At 46.2% G+C, this 20,804-nt stretch carries 20 protein-coding genes and 1 riboswitch; of the genes, 19 read left to right on the top strand and 1 reads right to left on the bottom strand.

The genetic code is table 11. From position 1 onward, the window contains the following. The first annotated feature begins 14 nt into the window (after positions 1–14). From ACTNDQ_RS00260 to ACTNDQ_RS00250, 3 genes are all read left to right on the top strand, one after another. Complete coding sequence (locus tag ACTNDQ_RS00260; protein ID WP_441063162.1) at positions 15–1,505, top strand: N-acetylmuramoyl-L-alanine amidase family protein; 1,491 nt, start codon at positions 15–17, stop codon at positions 1,503–1,505. 292 nt (positions 1,506–1,797) lie between these two features. Continuing rightward, the gene (locus ACTNDQ_RS00255) at positions 1,798–3,276 is read left to right on the top strand and encodes a C40 family peptidase (protein WP_441063160.1); all 1,479 of its coding nucleotides are present in this window, start codon (positions 1,798–1,800) and stop codon (positions 3,274–3,276) included. A gap of 231 nt (positions 3,277–3,507) precedes the next feature. Beyond that, positions 3,508–3,677, top strand: a riboswitch (cobalamin riboswitch). Between the two features lie 266 nt (positions 3,678–3,943). After that, entirely contained in the window at positions 3,944–4,231 is a 288-nt protein-coding gene (locus ACTNDQ_RS00250; protein ID WP_173723397.1) for a cysteine-rich small domain-containing protein, read from the top strand. 106 nt (positions 4,232–4,337) lie between these two features. Here the strand turns inward: ACTNDQ_RS00250 and ACTNDQ_RS00245 are convergent, their stop codons facing one another. Then, positions 4,338–5,054 carry a phosphatase gene (locus ACTNDQ_RS00245; protein ID WP_021651550.1) on the bottom strand — a complete coding sequence of 239 codons (717 nt, stop codon included), beginning with the start codon at positions 5,052–5,054 and terminating at the stop codon, positions 4,338–4,340. Between the two features lie 354 nt (positions 5,055–5,408). On the opposite strand from ACTNDQ_RS00245, the gene ACTNDQ_RS00240 reads away from it, so the two are divergent. The 16 genes from ACTNDQ_RS00240 (at position 5,409) to ACTNDQ_RS00165 (ending at position 20,796) form a co-directional block, all read left to right on the top strand. After that, positions 5,409–7,934 (top strand): glycyl radical protein, encoded by a 2,526-nt coding sequence (locus tag ACTNDQ_RS00240; protein WP_279201150.1) that lies wholly within the window; start codon positions 5,409–5,411, stop codon positions 7,932–7,934. Between the two features lie 11 nt (positions 7,935–7,945). Continuing rightward, on the top strand, positions 7,946–8,737 hold the full coding sequence (locus tag ACTNDQ_RS00235; RefSeq protein WP_441063156.1) for a glycyl-radical enzyme activating protein: 792 nt from the start codon (positions 7,946–7,948) through the stop codon (positions 8,735–8,737). 186 nt (positions 8,738–8,923) lie between these two features. After that, positions 8,924–9,805, top strand: a complete 882-nt coding sequence (locus tag ACTNDQ_RS00230) for a class II aldolase/adducin family protein (protein ID WP_320810410.1) — start codon at positions 8,924–8,926, stop codon at positions 9,803–9,805. Between the two features lie 31 nt (positions 9,806–9,836). Continuing rightward, entirely contained in the window at positions 9,837–11,225 is a 1,389-nt protein-coding gene (locus ACTNDQ_RS00225; RefSeq protein ID WP_021651547.1) for an aldehyde dehydrogenase family protein, read from the top strand. A gap of 18 nt (positions 11,226–11,243) precedes the next feature. Further along, on the top strand, positions 11,244–12,473 hold the full coding sequence (locus tag ACTNDQ_RS00220; protein ID WP_278795364.1) for a zinc-binding dehydrogenase: 1,230 nt from the start codon (positions 11,244–11,246) through the stop codon (positions 12,471–12,473). Between the two features lie 24 nt (positions 12,474–12,497). Beyond that, positions 12,498–12,812, top strand: a complete 315-nt coding sequence (locus tag ACTNDQ_RS00215; RefSeq protein ID WP_015525953.1) for a BMC domain-containing protein — start codon at positions 12,498–12,500, stop codon at positions 12,810–12,812. An 84-nt stretch (positions 12,813–12,896) separates the two neighbouring features. Further along, a complete protein-coding gene (gene pduA / locus ACTNDQ_RS00210) occupies positions 12,897–13,172 on the top strand; it encodes a propanediol utilization microcompartment protein PduA (protein WP_015525952.1) in 276 nt (91 codons plus the stop codon). 43 nt (positions 13,173–13,215) lie between these two features. Further along, positions 13,216–13,557, top strand: coding sequence for a BMC domain-containing protein (locus tag ACTNDQ_RS00205; RefSeq protein WP_118368606.1), 342 nt, complete (start codon positions 13,216–13,218; stop codon positions 13,555–13,557). 72 nt (positions 13,558–13,629) lie between these two features. Further along, positions 13,630–13,908: a BMC domain-containing protein gene (locus ACTNDQ_RS00200; RefSeq protein ID WP_005427721.1), complete on the top strand. Its 279-nt coding sequence runs from the start codon at positions 13,630–13,632 to the stop codon at positions 13,906–13,908. Between the two features lie 141 nt (positions 13,909–14,049). Further along, on the top strand, positions 14,050–14,661 hold the full coding sequence (locus tag ACTNDQ_RS00195; RefSeq protein ID WP_373152625.1) for a phosphate propanoyltransferase: 612 nt from the start codon (positions 14,050–14,052) through the stop codon (positions 14,659–14,661). Between the two features lie 68 nt (positions 14,662–14,729). After that, positions 14,730–14,996 (top strand): EutN/CcmL family microcompartment protein, encoded by a 267-nt coding sequence (locus ACTNDQ_RS00190; protein ID WP_015525950.1) that lies wholly within the window; start codon positions 14,730–14,732, stop codon positions 14,994–14,996. A gap of 4 nt (positions 14,997–15,000) precedes the next feature. Next, on the top strand, positions 15,001–16,329 hold the full coding sequence (locus ACTNDQ_RS00185; protein ID WP_044961538.1) for a 4Fe-4S dicluster domain-containing protein: 1,329 nt from the start codon (positions 15,001–15,003) through the stop codon (positions 16,327–16,329). Positions 16,330–16,345: 16 nt separating this feature from the next. Further along, complete coding sequence (locus ACTNDQ_RS00180; RefSeq protein WP_015525948.1) at positions 16,346–16,894, top strand: BMC domain-containing protein; 549 nt, start codon at positions 16,346–16,348, stop codon at positions 16,892–16,894. Between the two features lie 72 nt (positions 16,895–16,966). Further along, positions 16,967–17,731, top strand: a complete 765-nt coding sequence (locus tag ACTNDQ_RS00175; RefSeq protein ID WP_278795365.1) for a DeoR/GlpR family DNA-binding transcription regulator — start codon at positions 16,967–16,969, stop codon at positions 17,729–17,731. A gap of 136 nt (positions 17,732–17,867) precedes the next feature. Then, positions 17,868–19,019, top strand: a complete 1,152-nt coding sequence (locus ACTNDQ_RS00170; protein WP_278795366.1) for a 1-propanol dehydrogenase PduQ — start codon at positions 17,868–17,870, stop codon at positions 19,017–19,019. Positions 19,020–19,131: 112 nt separating this feature from the next. Next, on the top strand, positions 19,132–20,796 hold the full coding sequence (locus tag ACTNDQ_RS00165) for a propanediol/glycerol family dehydratase large subunit (protein ID WP_278795367.1): 1,665 nt from the start codon (positions 19,132–19,134) through the stop codon (positions 20,794–20,796). Positions 20,797–20,804: the final 8 nt, after the last annotated feature.

Genomic DNA, 20,804 nt, shown 5'->3' with positions numbered 1-20,804 from the left:
AAAGGAAGGTATGTATGCGAAAATTAAGCAGAAAATGGAAGCTCTGGGGACTTTTTTTTGTTCTGATGTTCTTTGCAGCCGGAGCAACTGTACATACAACGGCAACAGATGTACAGGCTGCGACCAAAAACGGCTTTAAAACAGAAAACGGAAAGTCCTATTATTATCAGAATGGCCAGAAGGTAAAAGGCTGGCTTACACTGAACGGAAAGAAATATTTTTTTAATAAATCCACAGGCGTGCAGATGAAGGGCTGGGCTAAGGATTCCAAGGGCAAACGATATTTTTATAATGTCAACGGTGCCAAGGGCTATATGGCAACAGGCTGGCTTACAGACAGCAAGAACAATACCCGCTATTTTAATCCCACCAGCGGATATATGACAACGAAATGGGCCACGATCAGTAATAAGAAATATTATTTCTACAGCGGCAGTGGTGCTGCTGCAAGAAGCGTATTCCTTACAGACAAGCAGAATGTGACCAGATATTTTACCAGCAAATGCTTTATGGCAAAGGGCTGGGCAACGAATAAGAAACAGCAGAAGCGTTATTTTGATCCAAACACGGGAGCTATGTATAAGGGCTTCAAGAAGATCGGCAGCGATACCTATTATTTTTACAGCAAGAGCGGCGTGATGGCTACCGGTTGGGTCACAAATTCCAAAAAAGGATATAAATATTATTTCGATCCGTCAACCGGTGTCATGGCTACGGGAACGAAGACGATCGATGGCAAGAAGTATACATTTGGCAGCAATGGTGTCCTGGATACAAACCCAAGCACTACTACAGTGACAAGCTCCAAGACTATCAAGAATTTCCTTGCCAATGCATTACTTCCGGTAGGAAAGACTCTTTACGTATGGGGCGGCGGCCACAACTGGTCAGATGCGACCAGAAAGGGCATCAGTCCAAAATGGAAACAGTGGTATGACAGCAATTCCAGCTCCTATAATTACAGAGATTATATGGATCTCAGTGAAGCTACAGAACAGAAGGGCCTTGACTGCTCCGGCTTTGTAGGATGGTCTGTATATCAGATCATGCAGAGCAGATCCGGTGGACCTATGTACACGGATGTTTCCGGAAATCTTGGATCTTTGTATTCCGGCAAGGGAATGGGTACCGTTGTTTCCCAGTCTCAGCTGGCAAGCTCAAACTGGAAGCTTTATCCGGGAGATATCGGATACAACAGCGGACATACCTGGATCGTTCTCGGACAGTGTTCCGATAAGAGTGTTGTGATCCTCCACTGTACACCGAATGCCGGCGTACAGATTTCCGGAACACCGACACCAAGCGGAACTTACGGAAGCCAGGCGATCAAGCTGGCAGAAACTTACATGTCCAAGTATCCTGGAGTCAGCAAATATGATTATCATGAATCCAGTGGTAACTATATCCGAAACGGTGCATACTTCAGATGGAACAGAAGCACTCTTTCCGATCCCAACGGATATCTGAACAAGACAGCCAATCAGATCCTTGCAGATCTTTTCTGATCAGGATATGCTGGAAGAAATGAAAGAAATTTATATGTAACAAATAGCAATAAGAAACGTGAGAGGAGAACCTGAGATAACCCGGGTTCTCCTTTTTTAATGTCAAAATCATTAATAAATGTTACAAAGTTTTAAACTAATTAATAGAAAATCCTTGCAATCTAAATAACACTGTGTTAATATATAAAAAGATTGAAACAAGATATTGCAAAAGTATTACAAAGAAAACCAACGAAGCGGATGGTCAGATCCGCTGTATTAAATTAGAATCAGATTGCGAGGGTGAACAGTCATGAAGAAAAGGATATTATGTCTGACACTGGCGCTCATCATCAGCGGAGCACAGGTAGTCAGCGTAAGCGCAACAAGAGAAGATGAGGCAGCACTTCAGCAGGAGATGGATGCGACCAACGAACAGCTGAATGCGACTTATTCCAGATTGGATGAGCTTTCCTCACAGAAGTCACAGATTGAAGGCGAGATTTCAACTCTTGATGCCAATCTTGTAAACGTGATGGTTTCGATCCAGACACTGGAGGGAGATATCTCCAATAAGGAAGCCGACATTGCATCTACACAGACCAACCTTGAGAAGGCCAAAAATGCCAAGCAGAAACAGTATGAGGCAATGAAGAAACGTATCCAGTATCTCTATGAGAAGGGTGGAGACGATGCATGGTTCCAGATGATGCTGAATGCAGAGAACCTGTCTGACCTTCTTACAAGAGCAGAGTACACACAGAAGACTTATGAGCAGGACCGTAAGAGTCTTGAAAAATATTCCAATACGATCCAGCAGGTGGCAAACCTGGAGGCACAGTACACACAGGAGAAGGCAGAGCTGGAGGGAATGAAGCAGGAATATGAGGCAGAGTCCCAGAACCTGCAGGCACAGCTGGATGAGAAGCGTGCCACATCCGCAGATTATGATAATGAGATTGCCTACGCACAGCAGCAGGCTACAGATTATGCCAACCTTCTTGCAGAGCAGACTGCAGAGCTTCAGAGATTAGAGGCTGAGCGTATTGCAGCAGAGGAAGAGGCAAGACGTCAGGCCGAGGCTGAAGCAGCAGCGAGAGCACAGGCTGAGGCAGAAGAGGAAGCAAGACGCCAGGCAGAGCAGGAAGCACAGCAGGATGAGGCGGACGAGAGCGAAGACGTACAGTACGATGAGGACGGCGACGTGATCGAGAATGCAGATGAGGATACTGCAGAAGATGACACCGAGGATGTGGATGAAGATGCAGACAATGGTGAGAATGATGATGCGTCCGAGGATACTGAGGATACAGAGGATAATGCAGACGCAGATTACGATAACAGCACAGACGCATCTGAAGAAAGTGCAGAGGACACATCTAATGCAGAGGACACATCTAATGCAGAGGATACATCTTCAGACAGTGACAGTTCTTCTTACAGCAGTGGTTCCGGATCTTCTGTTGTGAATTATGCTACACAGTTTGTGGGAAATCCTTACGTATGGGGTGGAACAAGCCTTACCAACGGTGCAGACTGCTCCGGATTTGTACAGAGCGTCTATGCGAACTTCGGAGTCAGCCTTCCGAGAACCTCCTATGAGCAGCAGAATGCAGGTACAGAAGTATCCTACGCAGATGCACAGCCGGGAGATTTGATCTGCTATGGCGGACACGTGGCTATTTACATGGGTAATGGCCAGATCGTTCATGCATCGAACTCTCAGGACGGGATCAAGATCAGCAATGATGCTACATACAGAACAATTGTATCTGTAAGACGTCTTGTATAATAAGAACGTACAACAGAAAATAAAAATACAGCAGCCCGACAGCAGTTTGTCGGGCTGTTTTTGACGTCGGAAAAAATATTGAAAACCCATGGAACGGATTGAACGGCAACAAAATATGCTCAAAAATGTATAAATATTGAAAACAGTATTGACATATAATTAACAGGATGTTATTATGATGTCAGTATAATTCCATATTGAACATAGCAAGTGCTGAGGATAGCTGACAGTTATATATTGATTATCAGAAGTCCACAGAAAAGGGAATCAGGTGTGAAACCTGAGCGATCCGGTCACTGTAACGGAGGAGCGAATCTCATAGTCCATTGTACGTATGTATGAGAAGGAGAGAGGAGTCATGATCCCGGAGCCAGGAAACCTGCTTGTTATGGCGAGGTTAAACTTCCGTGTAAAGTGTAACAACCATTTCAGGGACTCCGCACCCCTGGGACGTTGTCTACTTTTTTACGAGAGTAGGCATTTTTTTATGGAATGCGCCTGTTCATATGAATTATACATGATTAAATGGCAGGCGATACTACTCCGGATACATTCGTTCCCTCCGCGCACTCATGAACGGATTATATTTCTACCCCGGGGTGGCATCGCTACCTCTTTTTATAGGAAAAAATTATGTGTGGTTATGTCAGGAGAGGAGAAAAGAGCCATGGAGAAACCATACTGGGAAGGCAAAGAATACTCTTACTTCAGCCACAAAAACTGTGAGTATTTTCCGTGCCATAAAGGAGCAGATCCGGAGAACTTCAATTGTCTGTTCTGCTATTGTCCTTTATATGCACTGGGAGATAAATGTGGTGGTAATTTCCGCTTTACGGAAAGCGGGATCAAAGACTGCACCGAATGCAAGCTTCCTCACAGAAGAGAAAATTTCGGATATGTTACAGGTAAATATAGCGAGCTTGCGGAAATTGTACGGAAGCAGCGGGAAAAATAAAAAACAGGCCAGTTCAGATACAGGAAAATGTATATTCCTGTGTTTGAACTGGCCTGTTTTGCTTGGGGGGACAATATCTGTTATCTGTCGGAAAAGATACAGAAGATCATTCTCTGGTTTGGAGAAAAACCTTGAGTCTGGGAATCTGGTTGTTGAGGATCAGCTGTTCCGGAAACATGGCCTGATGAACAAACTCAGCAGCACAGGTAAAATCTCCGATATGCTCCGGACCATGGCTGTCACTGGAAAGAAGCAGCGGCAGATCATATTTGCGGCAGCATCGAAGGATCTCGAAACAGTTTTCTCTTGTGTCGCCACGATAGCCATAAGGTGCAAGAGAAGCTTCGTTGATCTCAAAGATCGTGCCGGTTTCTCTGGCAGCCCTTGCAAGCGCATCATAATTAACCGGGTAATGAGTGTTATCACTATGTCCGAGGATCTTTACACAGGGGTTTTTCATTACATTGATAAAAGCTTCTGTGTTTTCGGCTCTGGTACCGCAGCGGTAATTCCAGGCATGCATGCTGGCAATGGCGTAATCAAGTTTGCATAATAATTCCTGATCTAAATCTACCGTTCCGCTGCGGTCAAGGATATTCAGTTCAATTCCGTAGAGTAATTCTACACCGAAATGTTTTTTGGGAGAATAGGTAAGGCTGCGGAAATAGGAGGAAGTTCCGGCTGCCAGAGTGCCGGGACCGTGATCAGTGATCCCGAGAAGCCGGAGACCTTTCTCGGCAGCTGCGCGTGCCATGTTGGTGATGGTACATTCCGTACCGTGACCACTGGCGATGGAGTGGGTATGCATATCAGAAAGATACATAAAAATACACCTCTTTTACTGTTTGAGAACATGTGACAGAGCGGAATACGAATGTCCGCTTTGCATAAATTTTTTCTGAAAAACAAAGGAATTCCTATATAAATCCAAGTATGGCAGAGCAGAAAAACAAAGTCAATAGAGAAAAACATAAAAATACAAAAAACAAATAAAATCAACAGGGCGCAACCGATAAAAACCACAAAAACAGCTAGAAACACATGTTGGATTTCGTTGACATCGAAGTAGGAGTAAGGTATAATAAAACTACATGAGCACATAGCCGGACAGGAGCGGTTCTGGAAGCGTAGAGGCAGACAGATCACCAGAAACAACCGGTTATGAGAAAGGAGAATCATGGAGAAATTTCATATAGCAGATGTTCCGAAAACAGACAGGATCACACATCTTGTAGATAATCTTTATGCAAAGATGCCGGTGATCGAATCTGCCAGAGCAAAACTGATCACAGAGTCTTACAAAGCAACAGAAGACGAGCCGATCATCACCCGCAGAGCCAAGGCATTTGCCCACATCCTGCACAACATTCCGATCATCATCCGTGATGAGGAGCTGATCGTCGGAAGCAGCACTTTGGCGCCGAGAGGATGTCAGACGTTTCCGGAGTATTCTTTCCAGTGGCTGGAAGATGAGCTGGATACAGTGGCTACCAGAACAGCCGATCCATTTTATATTGCGGAGGAAACCAAGGCGGAGCTCCGTGAGGTACATAAATACTGGAAAGGCAAGACTACCAGTGAGCTTGCAACCTCCTATATGGCACCGGAAGCGATTCTTGCCATTGACCACAATATTTTTACACCCGGAAACTATTTCTACAATGGTGTAGGACACGTAACCGTTAAATATGAAGAAGTTCTGGCAATCGGTTATGAAGGAATCATTGCCAAAGCTCAGAAGGAACTGGATGAGTGTAATGTAGGAGATGGTGATTACGCAAAGAAATCCCGTTTCCTGGAAGCAGTTATCATGAGCTGTCAGGCAGTTATTGACTATGCACATCGCTATGCCGAGCTCGCAGAGCAGATGGCATATCAGTGTCAGGATCCGACCAGAAAACAGGAACTCCTTCAGATCGCATCCAATTGTACACGCGTACCGGCGAAGGGCGCCCGTAACTTCTATGAGGCGTGCCAGTCCTTCTGGTTTGTACAGCAGCTGATCCAGATGGAAAGCAGCGGACATTCTATTTCTCCGGGACGTTTTGACCAGTATATGTATCCGTATTACAAGAGTGATATGGAAGCAGGCAATCTTACCAGAGAATTTGCCCAGGAACTGATGGACTGCATATGGGTAAAATTAAACGACCTGAATAAATGCCGTGATGCTGCATCTGCAGAAGGCTTTGCAGGCTACAGCCTTTTCCAGAACCTGATCGCAGGTGGCCAGAACAAGGATGGCGAGGATGTGACCAATGATCTCTCCTTTATGTGCATCCAGGCGTCTATGCATGTGCACCTTCCGGCACCGTCTCTTTCTGTAAGAGTATGGAACGGATCACCACATGAATTCCTGATCAAGGCTGCAGAGCTTACAAGAACAGGAATCGGACTTCCGGCTTATTACAATGATGAGGTTATCATTCCTGCACTGCAGAACCGCGGCCTTTCTCTTGCAGATGCCAGAGAATATAACATCATCGGCTGTGTAGAACCGCAGAAGGCAGGTAAGACAGAGGGCTGGCATGACGCTGCATTCTTTAACATGTGCCGTCCGCTGGAGATGGTTTTCTCTAATGGTATGGACAAAGGGGTACAGATCAGTGTCCAGACCGGCGATGTCACAGAGATGAAGAGCTTCGATGAGTTCTATGATGCATATAAGAAACAGATGGAATATTTCATTTCCCTGCTTGTAAATGCTGATAATGCCATTGATGTGGCACATGCGGAGAGATGTCCGCTTCCATTCCTTTCCTGTATGGTGGATGACTGCCTGAAACGAGGCAAATCCGTTCAGGAAGGCGGAGCTGTTTATAACTTTACAGGTCCTCAGGGATTTGGTATTGCAAACATGGCAGATTCTCTGTATGCGATCCGCAAGCTTGTATATGAAGAAAAGAAGATGACCATGGAAGAGCTGAAGGAGGCTCTGGCATGGAACTACGGCAAGGGTATCGATGCACAGTCTGCAGCAGATATCACCACCATCGTTATGCAGAAGCTTCAGGAGAATGGCATCAGCGTAAATGAGCAGACCGCAACAGCTGTTATGACAGCAGCTCTCGGAACAGAGCCATCTCCGGAGAAAAAGGCAAGATTCGAAGAGATCCACAAGATGATCGAGGAGGTTCCGAAGTTTGGAAATGATATCCCGGATGTGGACTACTTTGCAAGGGATGTGGCTTATACTTACACAAGACCGCTTCAGAAATATATGAACCCAAGAGGCGGACATTATCAGGCAGGACTTTATCCTGTATCTGCAAATGTTCCGCTTGGCGGACAGACCGGTGCAACACCGGATGGCCGTTACGCACATACTCCGGTAGCAGATGGTGTTTCCCCGTCAGCCGGCAAGGATGTGAAGGGACCGACAGCTGCGGCAACTTCTGTATCCCGTCTGGATCATTTTATCGTATCCAACGGAACACTGTTCAATCAGAAATTCCATCCGTCAGCACTTGCAGGAAGAGAAGGACTGGAGAAATTCGTAGCACTGATCCGCGGATACTTTGATCAGAAGGGTATGCATATGCAGTTTAACGTTGTTGACAGAGAAACACTTCTGGATGCACAGAAGCATCCGGAGAAGTACAAATATCTGGTTGTACGTGTTGCAGGCTACAGCGCATTGTTCACTACACTTTCCAGATCTCTGCAGGACGATATCATCAGACGTACTGAGCAGGGCTTCTAAAGGAGTAACGAATGGACTATTTGGATACAAAGGGCAGGATCTTTGATATTCAGAAATATTCAGTACACGATGGACCGGGTATCCGTACCATCGTGTTCCTGAAGGGCTGCGTTCTTCGCTGCCGCTGGTGCTGCAATCCGGAATCACAGGAATACCGGATCCAGAACATGAAGGTTCTGGGAGAAGATAAAGTGATCGGCCGCGACGTGACAGTTCGTGAGATGATCGAAGAAGTGGAAAAAGACCGTGCCTATTATTATCGTTCCGGAGGCGGGATCACCCTTTCCGGAGGGGAATGTATGTGTCAGGCGGACTTTTCCAGAGATCTTCTTCGCGCGGCAAAGGAGAGAGGGATCAACACAGCGGTAGAAAGTATGGCCTGTGCCCCATGGGAAAAGATCGAACAGGTACTTCCCTATCTGGATGTATATCTGATGGATATCAAGCATATGGATCAGGAAAAACATAAAGAATTCACAGGACGGGCCAACGGACTGATGCTGGAGAATGCAAGAAGAGTTGCGCTCTACGGAAAAACCAGACTGGTGATCCGCGTTCCGGTGATCCCCACATTTAATGATTCTGTGGAAGAGATCCAGGCAATCGCAAGATTTGCAGCATCCCTTCCGGGCGTAAACAAGATCCATCTTCTTCCGTACCACAGACTGGGCCAGGATAAATATGAAGGACTTGGCAGACCCTATTTAATGGAAGGAATCCTTCCGCCCACAGCAGAACATATGCTGATGCTGAAGAATGCAGTGCATGCGGTATGCGGTCTGGACTGTCAGATCGGCGGCTGAGAGATACAGGATTACAGAGAAAAGATCCTTTGCAAACAGAAAATATAAAAAACAATAAAAACAACATAAAAAACAACAAGAAACCAACACAAAACAACGGATTGTCCTTGACTTATTTTGTGGTATGGGGTAAAATGTTCTCAGAAACAAAATAGTGCAATCCAATGCTCAAGGAGGAAATTAAGCATGGTAAACGAGTTTGAAATCAAAAAACAGCTTTGTGACATCGGTAAGAGAATCTACAACCGTAACATGGTTGCAGCTAACGACGGAAACTTCTCCGTTAAAATAGCTGAGAACGAGTATCTTTGCACACCAACAGGTGTATCCAAAGGCTTCATGACACCAGAGTTCATCTGTAAGGTAGATGGCAAGGGTAATGTGATCCAGGCTAACCCGGGATTCAAACCATCATCTGAGATCAAGATGCATATGAGAGTATATGAGAAGAGACCGGACGTAGGATCTGTTGTACATGCTCATCCGATCTATGCAACATCTTTCGCGATCGCAGGTATCCCGCTTACACAGCCGATCATGCCAGAGGCAGTTATCGCTCTTGGATGTGTTCCGATCGCTGAGTACGGCACACCTTCCACGATGGAGATTCCGGACAACCTTGAGAAATACCTTCCATACTTCGATGCAGTACTTCTTGAGAACCACGGAGCACTTACATGGAGCACAGACCTTAACGCTGCATATATGAAGATGGAGTCTGTAGAGTTCTATGCACAGCTTCTGTATCAGACCAAGCTCCTTGGCGGACCGAAGGAATTCGACAAAGAGAACATCGAGAAGCTCTATGCGATCCGTCGTAAATTCGGTATGCCTGGAAAACATCCGGCAAGCCTCTGCCTGAACAAAGACGGCAAGAACTGCCACAACTGCGGCGGTGCATGCCACAGCGAGGACTACAAACAGTTCCCAGGATATCAGTATGATTTCGTTGGAAAAGACTGTGATTGTGATAAAGATACAGCTCCTGCAGCAGACGCAGCAAAGAATGATGCAGAACTTGTTGCTCAGATCACAAAACAGGTTATGGCTCAGCTTGGGCTGAAATAATTTTTTGACGGAATATTAAGGAGGACATCTCATGCCAATAAGTGAGAATATGGTACAGGAAATTGTACAGGAAGTTATGGCAAAAATGCAGATCGCAGATGCTCCGGCCGGAAAACATGGCGTTTTCAAGGATATGAATGATGCTATCGAAGCAGCCAAGAAGGCTCAGCTGGTAGTTAAGACAATGTCTATGGACCAGAGAGAAAAGATCATCACCTGCATCCGCAAGAAGATCAAAGAAAATGCGGAAGTACTGGCACGTATGGGTGTTGAGGAAACTGGTATGGGTAATGTAGGAGATAAGATCCTGAAGCATCACCTGGTAGCAGACAAGACACCTGGAACAGAAGACATTACAACAACTGCATGGTCCGGAGACAGAGGACTGACTCTGATCGAGATGGGACCGTTTGGTGTTATCGGTGCGATCACACCATGTACTAACCCGAGTGAAACAGTTCTCTGCAACACAATGGGTATGCTGGCAGGTGGAAATACAGTAGTATTCAACCCACATCCGGCAGCAGTTAAAACTTCTATTTACGCAATCAATCTTTTAAATGAGGCTTCCCTGGAATCAGGCGGCCCGGATAATATCGCTGTCACAGTTGAGAAACCAACTCTTGAGACAAGCAATATTATGATGAAACATAAAGATATCCATCTGATCGCAGCAACAGGAGGTCCTGGTGTTGTAACAGCAGTTCTTTCCTCCGGTAAGAGAGGAATCGGTGCAGGAGCAGGAAACCCGCCGGCACTGGTTGATGCTACTGCTGATATCCGTAAGGCAGCTCAGGATATCGTAAACGGATGTACATTCGATAACAACCTTCCATGTATCGCAGAGAAGGAAGTTGTTGCAGTATCTTCCGTAGTTGATGAGTTAATGCACTACATGCTTACAGAAAATGACTGCTACCTTGCATCCAAGGAAGAGCAGGATAAGCTTGTTGAGACTGTACTTGCAGGCGGCAAGCTGAACCGTAAATGTGTAGGACGTGATGCGAAGACACTTCTTTCCATGATCGGAGTTCAGGCACCGGCAAATACCCGCTGCATTATCTTCGAGGGACCGAAGGAGCATCCGCTTATCACAACAGAGCTTATGATGCCAATCCTCGGAATCGTAAGAGCAAAGGATTTTGATGACGCTGTAGAGCAGGCTGTATGGCTTGAGCATGGCAACCGTCATTCCGCACATATTCATTCCAAGAATATTGATAACATTACAAAATATGCGAAAGCAATCGACACAGCGATCCTTGTAAAGAACGGTCCGTCCTATTCCGCACTTGGATTTGGTGGAGAAGGCTTCTGTACATTTACCATTGCAAGCCGTACCGGTGAGGGACTTACAAGCGCAAGCACATTCACAAAGAGAAGACGCTGCGTAATGACAGACAGCCTTTGCATTCGTTGATCAGGAGGAACATAAATCATGGATATGAACAATGTAAATATCGAAGAAATCGTTAAACAGGTTCTCTCCGGCATGACAGGAAACGCTCCTGCAGCAGCTGCTGCAAGCGCTCCGGCTGCTCCGGCAGGAAATACAATTCCTAAAAAAGCAAGAGTGGCAATGATGACAGAGAAGAAACATTTTGAGCTTCAGGAGTATGATCTTCCGGAAGTCGGTGACGACGACATCCTTGTTAAGGTTGAGGGATGCGGTGTCTGCGGAACAGATGCTCATGAGTACAAAAATGACCCGTTTGGTCTTATTCCGGTAGTTCTCGGACATGAGGGAACCGGCGAGATCGTAAAAATGGGTAAAAACGTTAAGGTTGATACAGCCGGTAAACCGGTTAAAGTCGGAGATAAGATCGTTACATGTATGATCTTCAAAGATGATCCGGAAATCACAATGTTCGACCTCAACAAGAAAAACGTAGGTGGCGCTGACGTATACGGACTTCTTCCGGACGATGATGTTAAATTCAACGGATGGTTCGCTGATTACATCTTCATCAGAGGCGGAAGCTTCGGTTCCACATTCTTCAATGTAAGTGATCTGGATCTTGATTCCCGTATCCTCATCGAGCCATGTGCAGTACTTGTACATGCAGTAGAGAGAGCAAAAACAACAGGAATCCTGAAATTCAACAGCAGAGTTGTTGTTCAGGGCTGCGGACCGATCGGTCTGATCTGTATCGCTGTTCTTCATACAATGGGTGTTCACAACATCTGTGCAGTAGACGGAAACGAGCAGCGTCTTGAATTCGCCAAGAGAATGGGCGCAACTACAACTGTAAACTTTATGAACTTCAAGGGTGTTGAGGCACTTGCTGAGGCTGTGAAAGAGGCTCAGGGCGGACATCTTGCAGATTTCGCTTTCCAGTGTACCGGAAATCCTCATGCTCATTCCAATATCTACAAATTCATCCGCAACGGCGGCGGCCTCTGCGAGCTTGGATTCTTCATCAACGGTGGAGATGCAACCATCAACCCGCACTTCGACCTCTGCTCCAAAGAGATCAACCTTGTTGGTTCCTGGGTATACAACCTCAGAGATTATGCAACAACATTTGATTTCCTTAAGAGAGCAAAAGCAATCGGACTTCCAATGTCTGAGCTGATCACTGACAAGTATCCGCTGGAAGAGATCAACGAGGCACTTGAGAAGAACCTGGCAATGACAGGTCTTAAGATCGCGGTTGTTAACAAATAACCTTAACGGGAAAGGAGAAGCAACATGGCAGAAGCTGTAGGAATTCTGGAGGTCTTCGGACTTGCGACAGCCTTTGTGGCAGCTGACGCCGGGTGCAAGGCTGCAAATGTCCACCTGGAGGTATTCGATAAGAATAAACCGGCGAATGCGGACAGCCTGCCAGTACCGCTTCTTGTCTGCATCAAGTACCGCGGAAGCGTGTCAGATGTCACAGCAGCGGTAGAAGCCGGCATGAAGGTCGCAGAGAGCATGACAGGTGTGGTACAGCATTACATAATCCCCAACCCGGAACCAGGTACACAGAAAATGCTGAAGATCAGCGCCCTGGATAAAGATTGAGAGGATTCCGTAACTTAACTTTACAAAAGTGACGGAATCATATATGATAAAAAAGTAACGAATAGGATTCAGGAGGATAGAATCATGGCACAGGAAGCATTAGGAATGGTTGAGACAAGAGGCCTCACAGCTGCGATCGAGGCAGCAGATGCAATGACAAAAGCAGCAGAGGTTGCTCTGGTAGGAACAGAGAAGATCGGTTCCGGTCTTGTAACTGTTATGGTTCGTGGAGACGTAGGCGCTGTAAAAGCAGCAGTAGAGAGCGGAAGCGCAGCAGCATCCAGACTTGGAGAGCTTGTAGCTACACACGTGATCCCGAGACCTCATACAGACGTAGAGAAAATCCTTCCAAAGCTCTGATTCAGGCTTTGAGAGGAATAGAAATTAGTTAAGGAGTTCGCTCATGGGAAAATCATATGGATTTATAGAAATCACTGGTGTAGTTGCGGCGATCAATGCCCTGGACATCATGTGCAAAACGGCAGACGTTGAGCTGGCGTCATGGGAGCGTAAGCTGGGCGGACGACTGGTGACCCTGATCGTACAAGGCGATGTATCAGCAGTTACAGCAGCTGTCAATGCAGCAGTAGAGCAGGCTATCAAGAAGCCTGCCAGTTATGCGGTAATTGCCAATCCCCACGAGGAAATCGTCAAACTGGTTGAGCTGAGTGCAAGCCGATGGAAAAAGAGACAGCAAGAAAATCCGGAAGAAGCACTGGAAAGCAAAAACAGCAGCAAAAAATAAGCTGCTGCACCAAAATAGTCAGAAGTAAACAGAACAAATAAAGCATTTATAATCCACAAGGAGGATATGATCATGACACAGGAAGCATTAGGAATGGTTGAGACAAGAGGACTTACAGCAGCTATCGAGGCAGCTGACCAGATGTGTAAAGCAGCTAACGTTGCTCTGGTAGGAACAGAGAAGATCGGTTCCGGTCTTGTAACAGTTATGGTTCGTGGAGATGTAGGAGCAGTTAAATCTGCAGTAGAGAGCGGAAGCGCAGCAGCATCCAGACTTGGAGAGCTTGTAGCTACACACGTAATTCCGAGACCTCATACAGACGTAGAGAAAATCCTTCCGGTTCTTAAATAATCTAACTGATCAGTTCCAAGACGCACCGGCCTGAGGGCCATTAAGGCTTCCGGCCGGTGTGTTTTGAGTTAAGTTCAGTCATGAAACCGAAAGAAAGCAGGTGTACTCTTGGAAACGAATAATATTGAAATGATCACAAAAATGGTGATCGATGCGATCAACAAAAACGAAGACAAGGGCAATGGTTTCGTTGTTCCTATCGGAGTTTCCGCAAGACATATTCACCTGACGCAGGAGCATGTGGAGGCACTGTTCGGAGAAGGCTATCAGCTCACAAAGAAAAAGGATCTGATGGGCGGACAGTTTGCATCCAACGAAACAGTTACCATTGTGGGACTGAAGCTCCGTGCGATCGAGAATGTAAGGATCCTCGGACCTGTCCGCAGTAAATCACAGGTTGAGGTTTCCGCAACAGATGCGATCAAGCTGGGAATGAAGGTTCCGGTACGTATGTCCGGTGATCTTGCAGGAAGTGCACCGATCGCCATCGTCGGACCGAAAGGCGCCATTTATCTGAAAGAGGGATGTATTGTGGCTATGCGTCACATCCACATGGCTCCGAAGGATGCCCAGGCTGCGGGTGTACATGATGGTGATGTTGTTTCCGTCAAAGCTGACAATGAGCGCGGAACGATCTTTAATCAGGTTAAGATCCGTGTTGATGACAGCTTTACACTGGAAATGCATATTGATACAGATGAAGCAAATGCAGCAAGAATTGCCACAGGCAATACAGTTACCATAATCAAATAATATTCCTCCTTCGGGGATGCCGTTTTCGGCATCCCCAGCAGAGGATATAGAGAAAAACGGAGGCTCATATGATCGTAGGCAAAGTAGTTGGAAGTATTGTTTCCACACGAAAAAGTGAAAAACTGATAGGAAATAAATTCATGATCGTGGAGCCGGTGCATCATATGAAAGCCGAGCACAGCCAGATTGTTGCCATCGATATCATCGGTGCGGGAATCGGCGAATATGTATTGGTGGCACAAGGAAGCGCAGCAAGAATTGGCTGCGGCGTAGAAACAGCACCGGTAGATGCCGCAATCGTCGGAATCGTAGATGACGGTGCAGGATTGGAGTAACGCCATGGATATCAAAGAATTACAGAAAATTATGCAGGAGAATGGTGTTGTCGGAGCAGGTGGAGCAGGTTTCCCTACATACATGAAGCTGACAGACAAAGCAGAAATCATTCTCATGAACTGTGCAGAGTGCGAACCATTACTGAAACTTCACAGACAGTTGTTGGAGAAGCACGCATACGAGATCATGAAAACATTCGATATGGTTGCGGAGACGGTAGGAGCTTCCCAGGCCATTATCGGAATCAAAAAATCTTATGTACAGACGATCAATGCTTTAAATCAGCATATCGAAGAATTCCCGAGGGTTAAGATCCATCTTCTTGATGAGGTTTATCCTATGGGTGATGAGGTTGTTCTTATTTATGAGGCAACCGGACGTGTGGTACGGCCAGGAGGACTGCCGATCGAGCAGGGAGTAGCCGTATTTAATGTAGAGACTCTCTACAATGTATACCGCGCGGTAGAAGAACATAAACCGGTCACATGTAAGTATGTTTCCGTTGTTGCTGAGGTTGAGAATCCTGTTACAGTGAAGGTTCCGTTGGGATGTACACTGGAAGAGGTTGTTGCCCAGGCAGGCGGTACAACTGTAAAGGATCCTGTATATTTCGTTGGCGGCCCGATGATGGGACGTATCGGAAATGGTTCCGACCCGGTTACCAAAACAACGAACGCAATCCTGGTTCTTCCAAAGGACCATGTTATTGTCATGAAGAAGCAGCGGACTTCTTCCATAGATTTAAAGAGAGCAGCATCCATCTGCTGCCACTGCCATACATGTACCGATCTTTGCCCGAGACATAATCTGGGACACCCGATCGATCCGGCAATGTTCATGATGGCAGCATCCAATCAGGATTTCAGAAATGTAAATCCTTATATCAATTCTGCATTCTGCAGCTCCTGTGGTGTCTGCGAGATGTATGCGTGTCCGCAGAGCCTGGCTCCGAGAACACTGCTTGCAGATATGAAAGGTGGACTTCGTAAGGCCGGGATCAGACCACCTCAGGGTGTTCAGCCGAAGCCGGTACAGGAGTCAAGAGAATACCGCAAGGTTCCTGAGGAGCGCCTGATGGCACGTCTGGGACTTACCAGATATGACAAGGATGCACCGCTTCAGGAAGAGCTTGTAAACGTATCGAAGGTAAAGGTTCTCTTAAGCCAGCATATCGGTGCACCGGCACAGGCAATCGTAAATGTAGGCGATATGGTAACAGAAGGTCAGATGATCGCACAGCCTGCACAGGGATTAAGTGTCGGAATCCATGCAACCATCAGTGGTAAGGTTACAGAAGTGACAGACCGCCATGTTGTAATTGCAAGAAATTAGAAAGGACGTGCACAAAATGAGTAGAGCAATCGGAATGATTGAGTTTAAAACCACACCAGCTGGTATCACTGCAGCAGATGCCATGGTTAAGACATCTGAAGTAGAGATCGTGGAGGCGCAGACAGTATGTCCGGGAAAATATATTGCAATTATCACCGGAGATTTAAGCGCAGTGAAAGCTGCTGTAGACACAGCTGTAACAACATACGAGGACAAATGCATTGACAGTTTTGTACTGGGTAATCCGCATGAGTCCATTTTCCCGGCAATCTACGGAACCACACAGGTCGAGGAGATCAGTGCCCTGGGAATTCTTGAGACCTATGATGCAGCATCTATCATCGAGGCAGCAGATCAGGCAGCTAAGACAGCTATCGTTGATCTGATCGAGCTTCGTATCGCCAAGGGTATGTGCGGTAAATCCTACATGCTCCTTACCGGTGAGGTTTCTGCAGTAGAGGCTTCTATCGAAAGAGCAAAAGAGCTGGTAGCTGAAAAAGGAATGTACATGGATTCCTCAGTGATCGCTCATCCGGACAAGAGAATGATCGATACGATCCTTTAATATTGTCTTTATATCTGAGGGATATCCTTTTGAAGGATATCCCTGCAATGACATCTGAAAAGGAGGCATCTTATGCTAGCGTTAGAGAGAAGAAATCTGATTCTCGAGAAATTACAGGAAGAGAAAAGGGTTGTTGTAAGTGAACTAAGCCAGCTTTACAATGTCTCAGAAGAAACTATCCGCCGTGATCTGGACAAGCTGGAAAAAGAAGGACTTGCCACAAAGAGTTATGGCGGTGCGGTGATCAACGAAGATGTCGGTATTGATTTACCATTTAATATTCGTAAAAACCAGAATGTACAGGGAAAGCAGAAAATGGCGGAGATTGCTGCTTCCATGGTGAATGACGGAGATCATATTTTTCTGGATGCCAGCACAACGGCAGTTTTTGTGGCCAAGGCGCTGAAAGAAAAAGAACGTCTCACCGTTGTTACCAATTCTATGGAGATCCTTCTGGAGCTCTCTGATGTATCCGGATGGAATATTATTTCCACCGGCGGAGTGATGAAGGAGGGGTATCTTGCCTTCCTTGGTGCCAGAACCGAAGAAGTGATCCGTTCTTACTATGTGGACAAGGTTATTTTTTCCTGTAAGGCATTAAACGAGGATATGGGGATCATGGAATCCAAAGAAGCCTTTGGAACAACAAAAAAGGCCATGATCAATTCCGGAAAGATGCGTATTCTGGTGGTAGACAGCACGAAATTTGATCAGACTGCTTTTTCCGTGGCAGGACAGCTGCGGGATATCGAGACGGTCATCACAGACAAAAAACCGTCTGAAAAGTGGCTGGATCATTTTAACAGGCATAAGATCGAATGCATCTACCCGAAATAGATTGAACATATATCGTGAAACGATCATGTTCATGAGCATGCAGTGTATGCGGAATGCGGAGATCCGCTTTACTTTATCCGAACACAGGCAGACAAAAGAGAACTGTGTTTCGGTATGACGAGAGGGAGCAGTTTCTATGAATACATTTGAAATGAAAACAGCCATCCATTTTGGAGCTGATGCCCTGGGAAGACTGAAAGATATTCCATACAAAAGAGTCCTTATTGTCACAGATCCGTTTGTTGTAAAAAGCGGAATGATCGATATGATCACAAAACCGCTTCAGGCAGGTGGAAAAGAATTTGATATTTTCTGTGATGTTGTTCCGGATGCTCCGGTTGGAAAAATTGCCGAAGGAGTCAAAAAATTCCTTCAGTATCAGCCGGAAGCGATCGTTGCAGTAGGCGGTGGCTCTGCCATCGACTCCTCCAAGGCAATCCGTGAGTTTGCCCTGAAGATCAACAATTACGGAAAGGTTGGACTGGTTGCCATTCCTACAACAAGTGGTACAGGTTCCGAGGTTACCTCTTTTGCAGTTGTAAATGATACAGAGGCACATGTGAAATATCCGCTGATCTCAGACAGCCTGACAGCTGATGAGGCGATCCTGGATGCTGAACTTGTACGCAGTGTTCCACCTGCGATCACAGCAGATACAGGTATGGATGTTCTGACTCATGCAATTGAGTCTTATGTCAGCATCAATCACAATGAGTTTACTTCTGCACTTGCAGAGAAATCCATTGAGATCTGTGGTGTATATCTTTACCGTGCATATGTTGATGGTAATGATATGCATGCAAGACAGAAAATGCATGTAGCATCCTGTCTGGCAGGACTTTCCTTTAATGCCGCAGGACTTGGTATCACACACAGTATGGCTCATCAGCTGGGTGCTATTTTCCATATTCCTCACGGAAGAGCTAATGCGATGCTGTTGCCGCATATTGTTGAATATAATGCAAATATCAACAAACGCAGCAGAAGCCAGAAGGAATATCTTCCGGCAGTAAAGAGATATTCCAATATTGCACATCTTCTTGGACTGAGCAATTATAACGAAGTTATGAGTGTCAGATCTCTTGTAAACTGGATTCAGTTTATGCAGAAAGAGATGAATATCCCGCTTACCATCGAAGAGATGAAGACGATCACACCGGATGCTTATTTCGCAGCCGTTGACAAGATGGCAGATATGGCACTTGCAGATGCCTGCACAGTGGCAAATCCACGTGTTCCGAAGAAAGAGGATATTGTTAAGATTTATACAAAACTTTGGTCTTTTTAAAAGCCGAAGGGTGATGCAGGAGGGACCGGCTTTTCGGTCCCTTTTGTGCTAGTAGCGTGGTACTAGTCTCTTCCTTTTTTGAAAGACTGCACATATGTAAAGGTAGATTACTATGAAAAGATCAAAAAGAATAGAAGCACTGGATGCGCGGCCAGTGAATCGTGACGGCTTTATCGATGAATGGCCGGAAATGGGTTTTGTGGCAATGAAAAGTCCATATGATCCCAAGCCTTCCGTAAAAGTGGAAGACGGAGTGATCACAGAACTGGACGGCAAGGCCAGAGAAGATTTTGATTTCATCGATCAGTTTATTGCGGATTATGCCATCCGCATCGATCGTGCGGAAGAATCCATGAAGGTTTCCTCTCTGGAGATCGCACGGAAGATCGTAGATATAGAGACTCCCCGCAAAGAGATCCTAAAGATCGTTTCCGGCATCACTCCGGCGAAGATGGTGGAAGTGATCAATTATCTGAACGTGGTCGAGATGATGATGGGCATGCAGAAGATGCGTGCCAGAAAAGTACCTGGAAACCAGGCACACATCACCAATCTGAAGGATGATCCGGTACAGATCGCGGCAGATGCGGCAGAGGGGGCACTGCGAGGTTTCCGTGAGGAAGAGACAACAACAGGAGTAGCAAGATATGCACCGTTTAATGCGATCGCGCTCCTTATCGGTTCCCAGGCAGGAAGAAAGGGCGTGCTGACTCAGTGTGCGGTTGAGGAAGCCACCGAGCTGGAACTGGGTATCCGTGGACTGACCACTTATGCGGAAACACTTTCTGTATATGGAACAGAAAAAGTTTTTGTTGACGGAGATGATACACCTTATTCCAAGGCATTTCTGAATTCTGCCTATGCTTCCCGTGGCCTGAAGGTACGTTTTACATCCGGTTCTGGTTCCGAGGTCCTTATGGGCAGCAGTGAGAAAAAATCCATGCTCTATCTGGAATGCAGATGCCTTTATGTGACCAAGGGTGCAGGAAGCCAGGGAATCCAGAATGGTTCCGTAAGCTGTATCGGTGTAGCGGCCAGTGTTCCATCCGGAATCCGGGAAGTTATGGGAGAAAATCTGGTTGCCGCACTTCTGGGACTGGAATGTGCATCCTCCAATGACCAGAGTTTTTCCAACTCCGATATGCGAAGAACTGCAAGGACCATGCTTCAGTTTATGCCAGGAACGGATTTCATCTTTTCAGGATATGCTGCAGAACCGAACTATGACAATATGTTTGCAGGTTCCAATTTCGATGCGGAAGATTTTGATGATTACAACGTCCTGCAGAGAGATATGCAGGTAGATGGCGGTCTTCGTCCTGTTAAGGAAGAAGATGTGATCCGGGTACGTCGTGAGGCCGGAAAAGCAGTCCAGGCGGTATTCAAATATCTTGGACTTACCGAGATCACCGATGAACAGGTGGAAGCAGTGACCTATGCTCATGGCAGCAAGGATACACTGAAACGTGATGTGGCATCGGATCTGATGGCTGCAGATGATTTTATGAAACGGGGGATCACAGGTGTTGACGTGGTAAAAGCCCTTGCAGAAAGTGGCTTTGAGGATCTTGCCCAGAGCATCCTGAATATGCTGAAACAGCGTGTGATCGGTGACTACATGCACACAGCGGCGATCCTGGATGAAGAATTTCAGGTAATGTCCGGTGTCAATACGCCAAATGATTATCAGGGGCCTGGAACCGGATACCGTGTAGATGGAAAACGCTGGGAAGAGATCAAGGCGATCCCTCACAGGATCGATGTAAATCAGTTTTAGGAGGCTGT

The sequence above is a fragment of the Blautia massiliensis (ex Liu et al. 2021) genome, assembly GCF_052064225.1.
GTDB lineage: Bacteria > Bacillota > Clostridia > Lachnospirales > Lachnospiraceae > Blautia_A > Blautia_A fusiformis.
This window is presented reverse-complemented; position numbering and strand designations above follow the sequence as displayed.

Bases quoted from the DNA above. Each gene is read 5' to 3' on its own strand.
- ACTNDQ_RS00260 (WP_441063162.1), top strand. From the start codon at position 15: ATGCGAAAATTAAGCAGAAAATGGAAGCTCTGGGGACTTTTTTTTGTT.
- ACTNDQ_RS00255 (WP_441063160.1), top strand. From the start codon at position 1,798: ATGAAGAAAAGGATATTATGTCTGACACTGGCGCTCATCATCAGCGGA.
- ACTNDQ_RS00250 (WP_173723397.1), top strand. From the start codon at position 3,944: ATGGAGAAACCATACTGGGAAGGCAAAGAATACTCTTACTTCAGCCAC.
- ACTNDQ_RS00245 (WP_021651550.1), bottom strand. From the start codon at position 5,054: ATGTATCTTTCTGATATGCATACCCACTCCATCGCCAGTGGTCACGGT.
- ACTNDQ_RS00240 (WP_279201150.1), top strand. From the start codon at position 5,409: ATGGAGAAATTTCATATAGCAGATGTTCCGAAAACAGACAGGATCACA.
- ACTNDQ_RS00235 (WP_441063156.1), top strand. From the start codon at position 7,946: ATGGACTATTTGGATACAAAGGGCAGGATCTTTGATATTCAGAAATAT.
- ACTNDQ_RS00230 (WP_320810410.1), top strand. From the start codon at position 8,924: ATGGTAAACGAGTTTGAAATCAAAAAACAGCTTTGTGACATCGGTAAG.
- ACTNDQ_RS00225 (WP_021651547.1), top strand. From the start codon at position 9,837: ATGCCAATAAGTGAGAATATGGTACAGGAAATTGTACAGGAAGTTATG.
- ACTNDQ_RS00220 (WP_278795364.1), top strand. From the start codon at position 11,244: ATGGATATGAACAATGTAAATATCGAAGAAATCGTTAAACAGGTTCTC.
- ACTNDQ_RS00215 (WP_015525953.1), top strand. From the start codon at position 12,498: ATGGCAGAAGCTGTAGGAATTCTGGAGGTCTTCGGACTTGCGACAGCC.
- pduA (WP_015525952.1), top strand. From the start codon at position 12,897: ATGGCACAGGAAGCATTAGGAATGGTTGAGACAAGAGGCCTCACAGCT.
- ACTNDQ_RS00205 (WP_118368606.1), top strand. From the start codon at position 13,216: ATGGGAAAATCATATGGATTTATAGAAATCACTGGTGTAGTTGCGGCG.
- ACTNDQ_RS00200 (WP_005427721.1), top strand. From the start codon at position 13,630: ATGACACAGGAAGCATTAGGAATGGTTGAGACAAGAGGACTTACAGCA.
- ACTNDQ_RS00195 (WP_373152625.1), top strand. From the start codon at position 14,050: ATGGTGATCGATGCGATCAACAAAAACGAAGACAAGGGCAATGGTTTC.
- ACTNDQ_RS00190 (WP_015525950.1), top strand. From the start codon at position 14,730: ATGATCGTAGGCAAAGTAGTTGGAAGTATTGTTTCCACACGAAAAAGT.
- ACTNDQ_RS00185 (WP_044961538.1), top strand. From the start codon at position 15,001: ATGGATATCAAAGAATTACAGAAAATTATGCAGGAGAATGGTGTTGTC.
- ACTNDQ_RS00180 (WP_015525948.1), top strand. From the start codon at position 16,346: ATGAGTAGAGCAATCGGAATGATTGAGTTTAAAACCACACCAGCTGGT.
- ACTNDQ_RS00175 (WP_278795365.1), top strand. From the start codon at position 16,967: ATGCTAGCGTTAGAGAGAAGAAATCTGATTCTCGAGAAATTACAGGAA.
- ACTNDQ_RS00170 (WP_278795366.1), top strand. From the start codon at position 17,868: ATGAATACATTTGAAATGAAAACAGCCATCCATTTTGGAGCTGATGCC.
- ACTNDQ_RS00165 (WP_278795367.1), top strand. From the start codon at position 19,132: ATGAAAAGATCAAAAAGAATAGAAGCACTGGATGCGCGGCCAGTGAAT.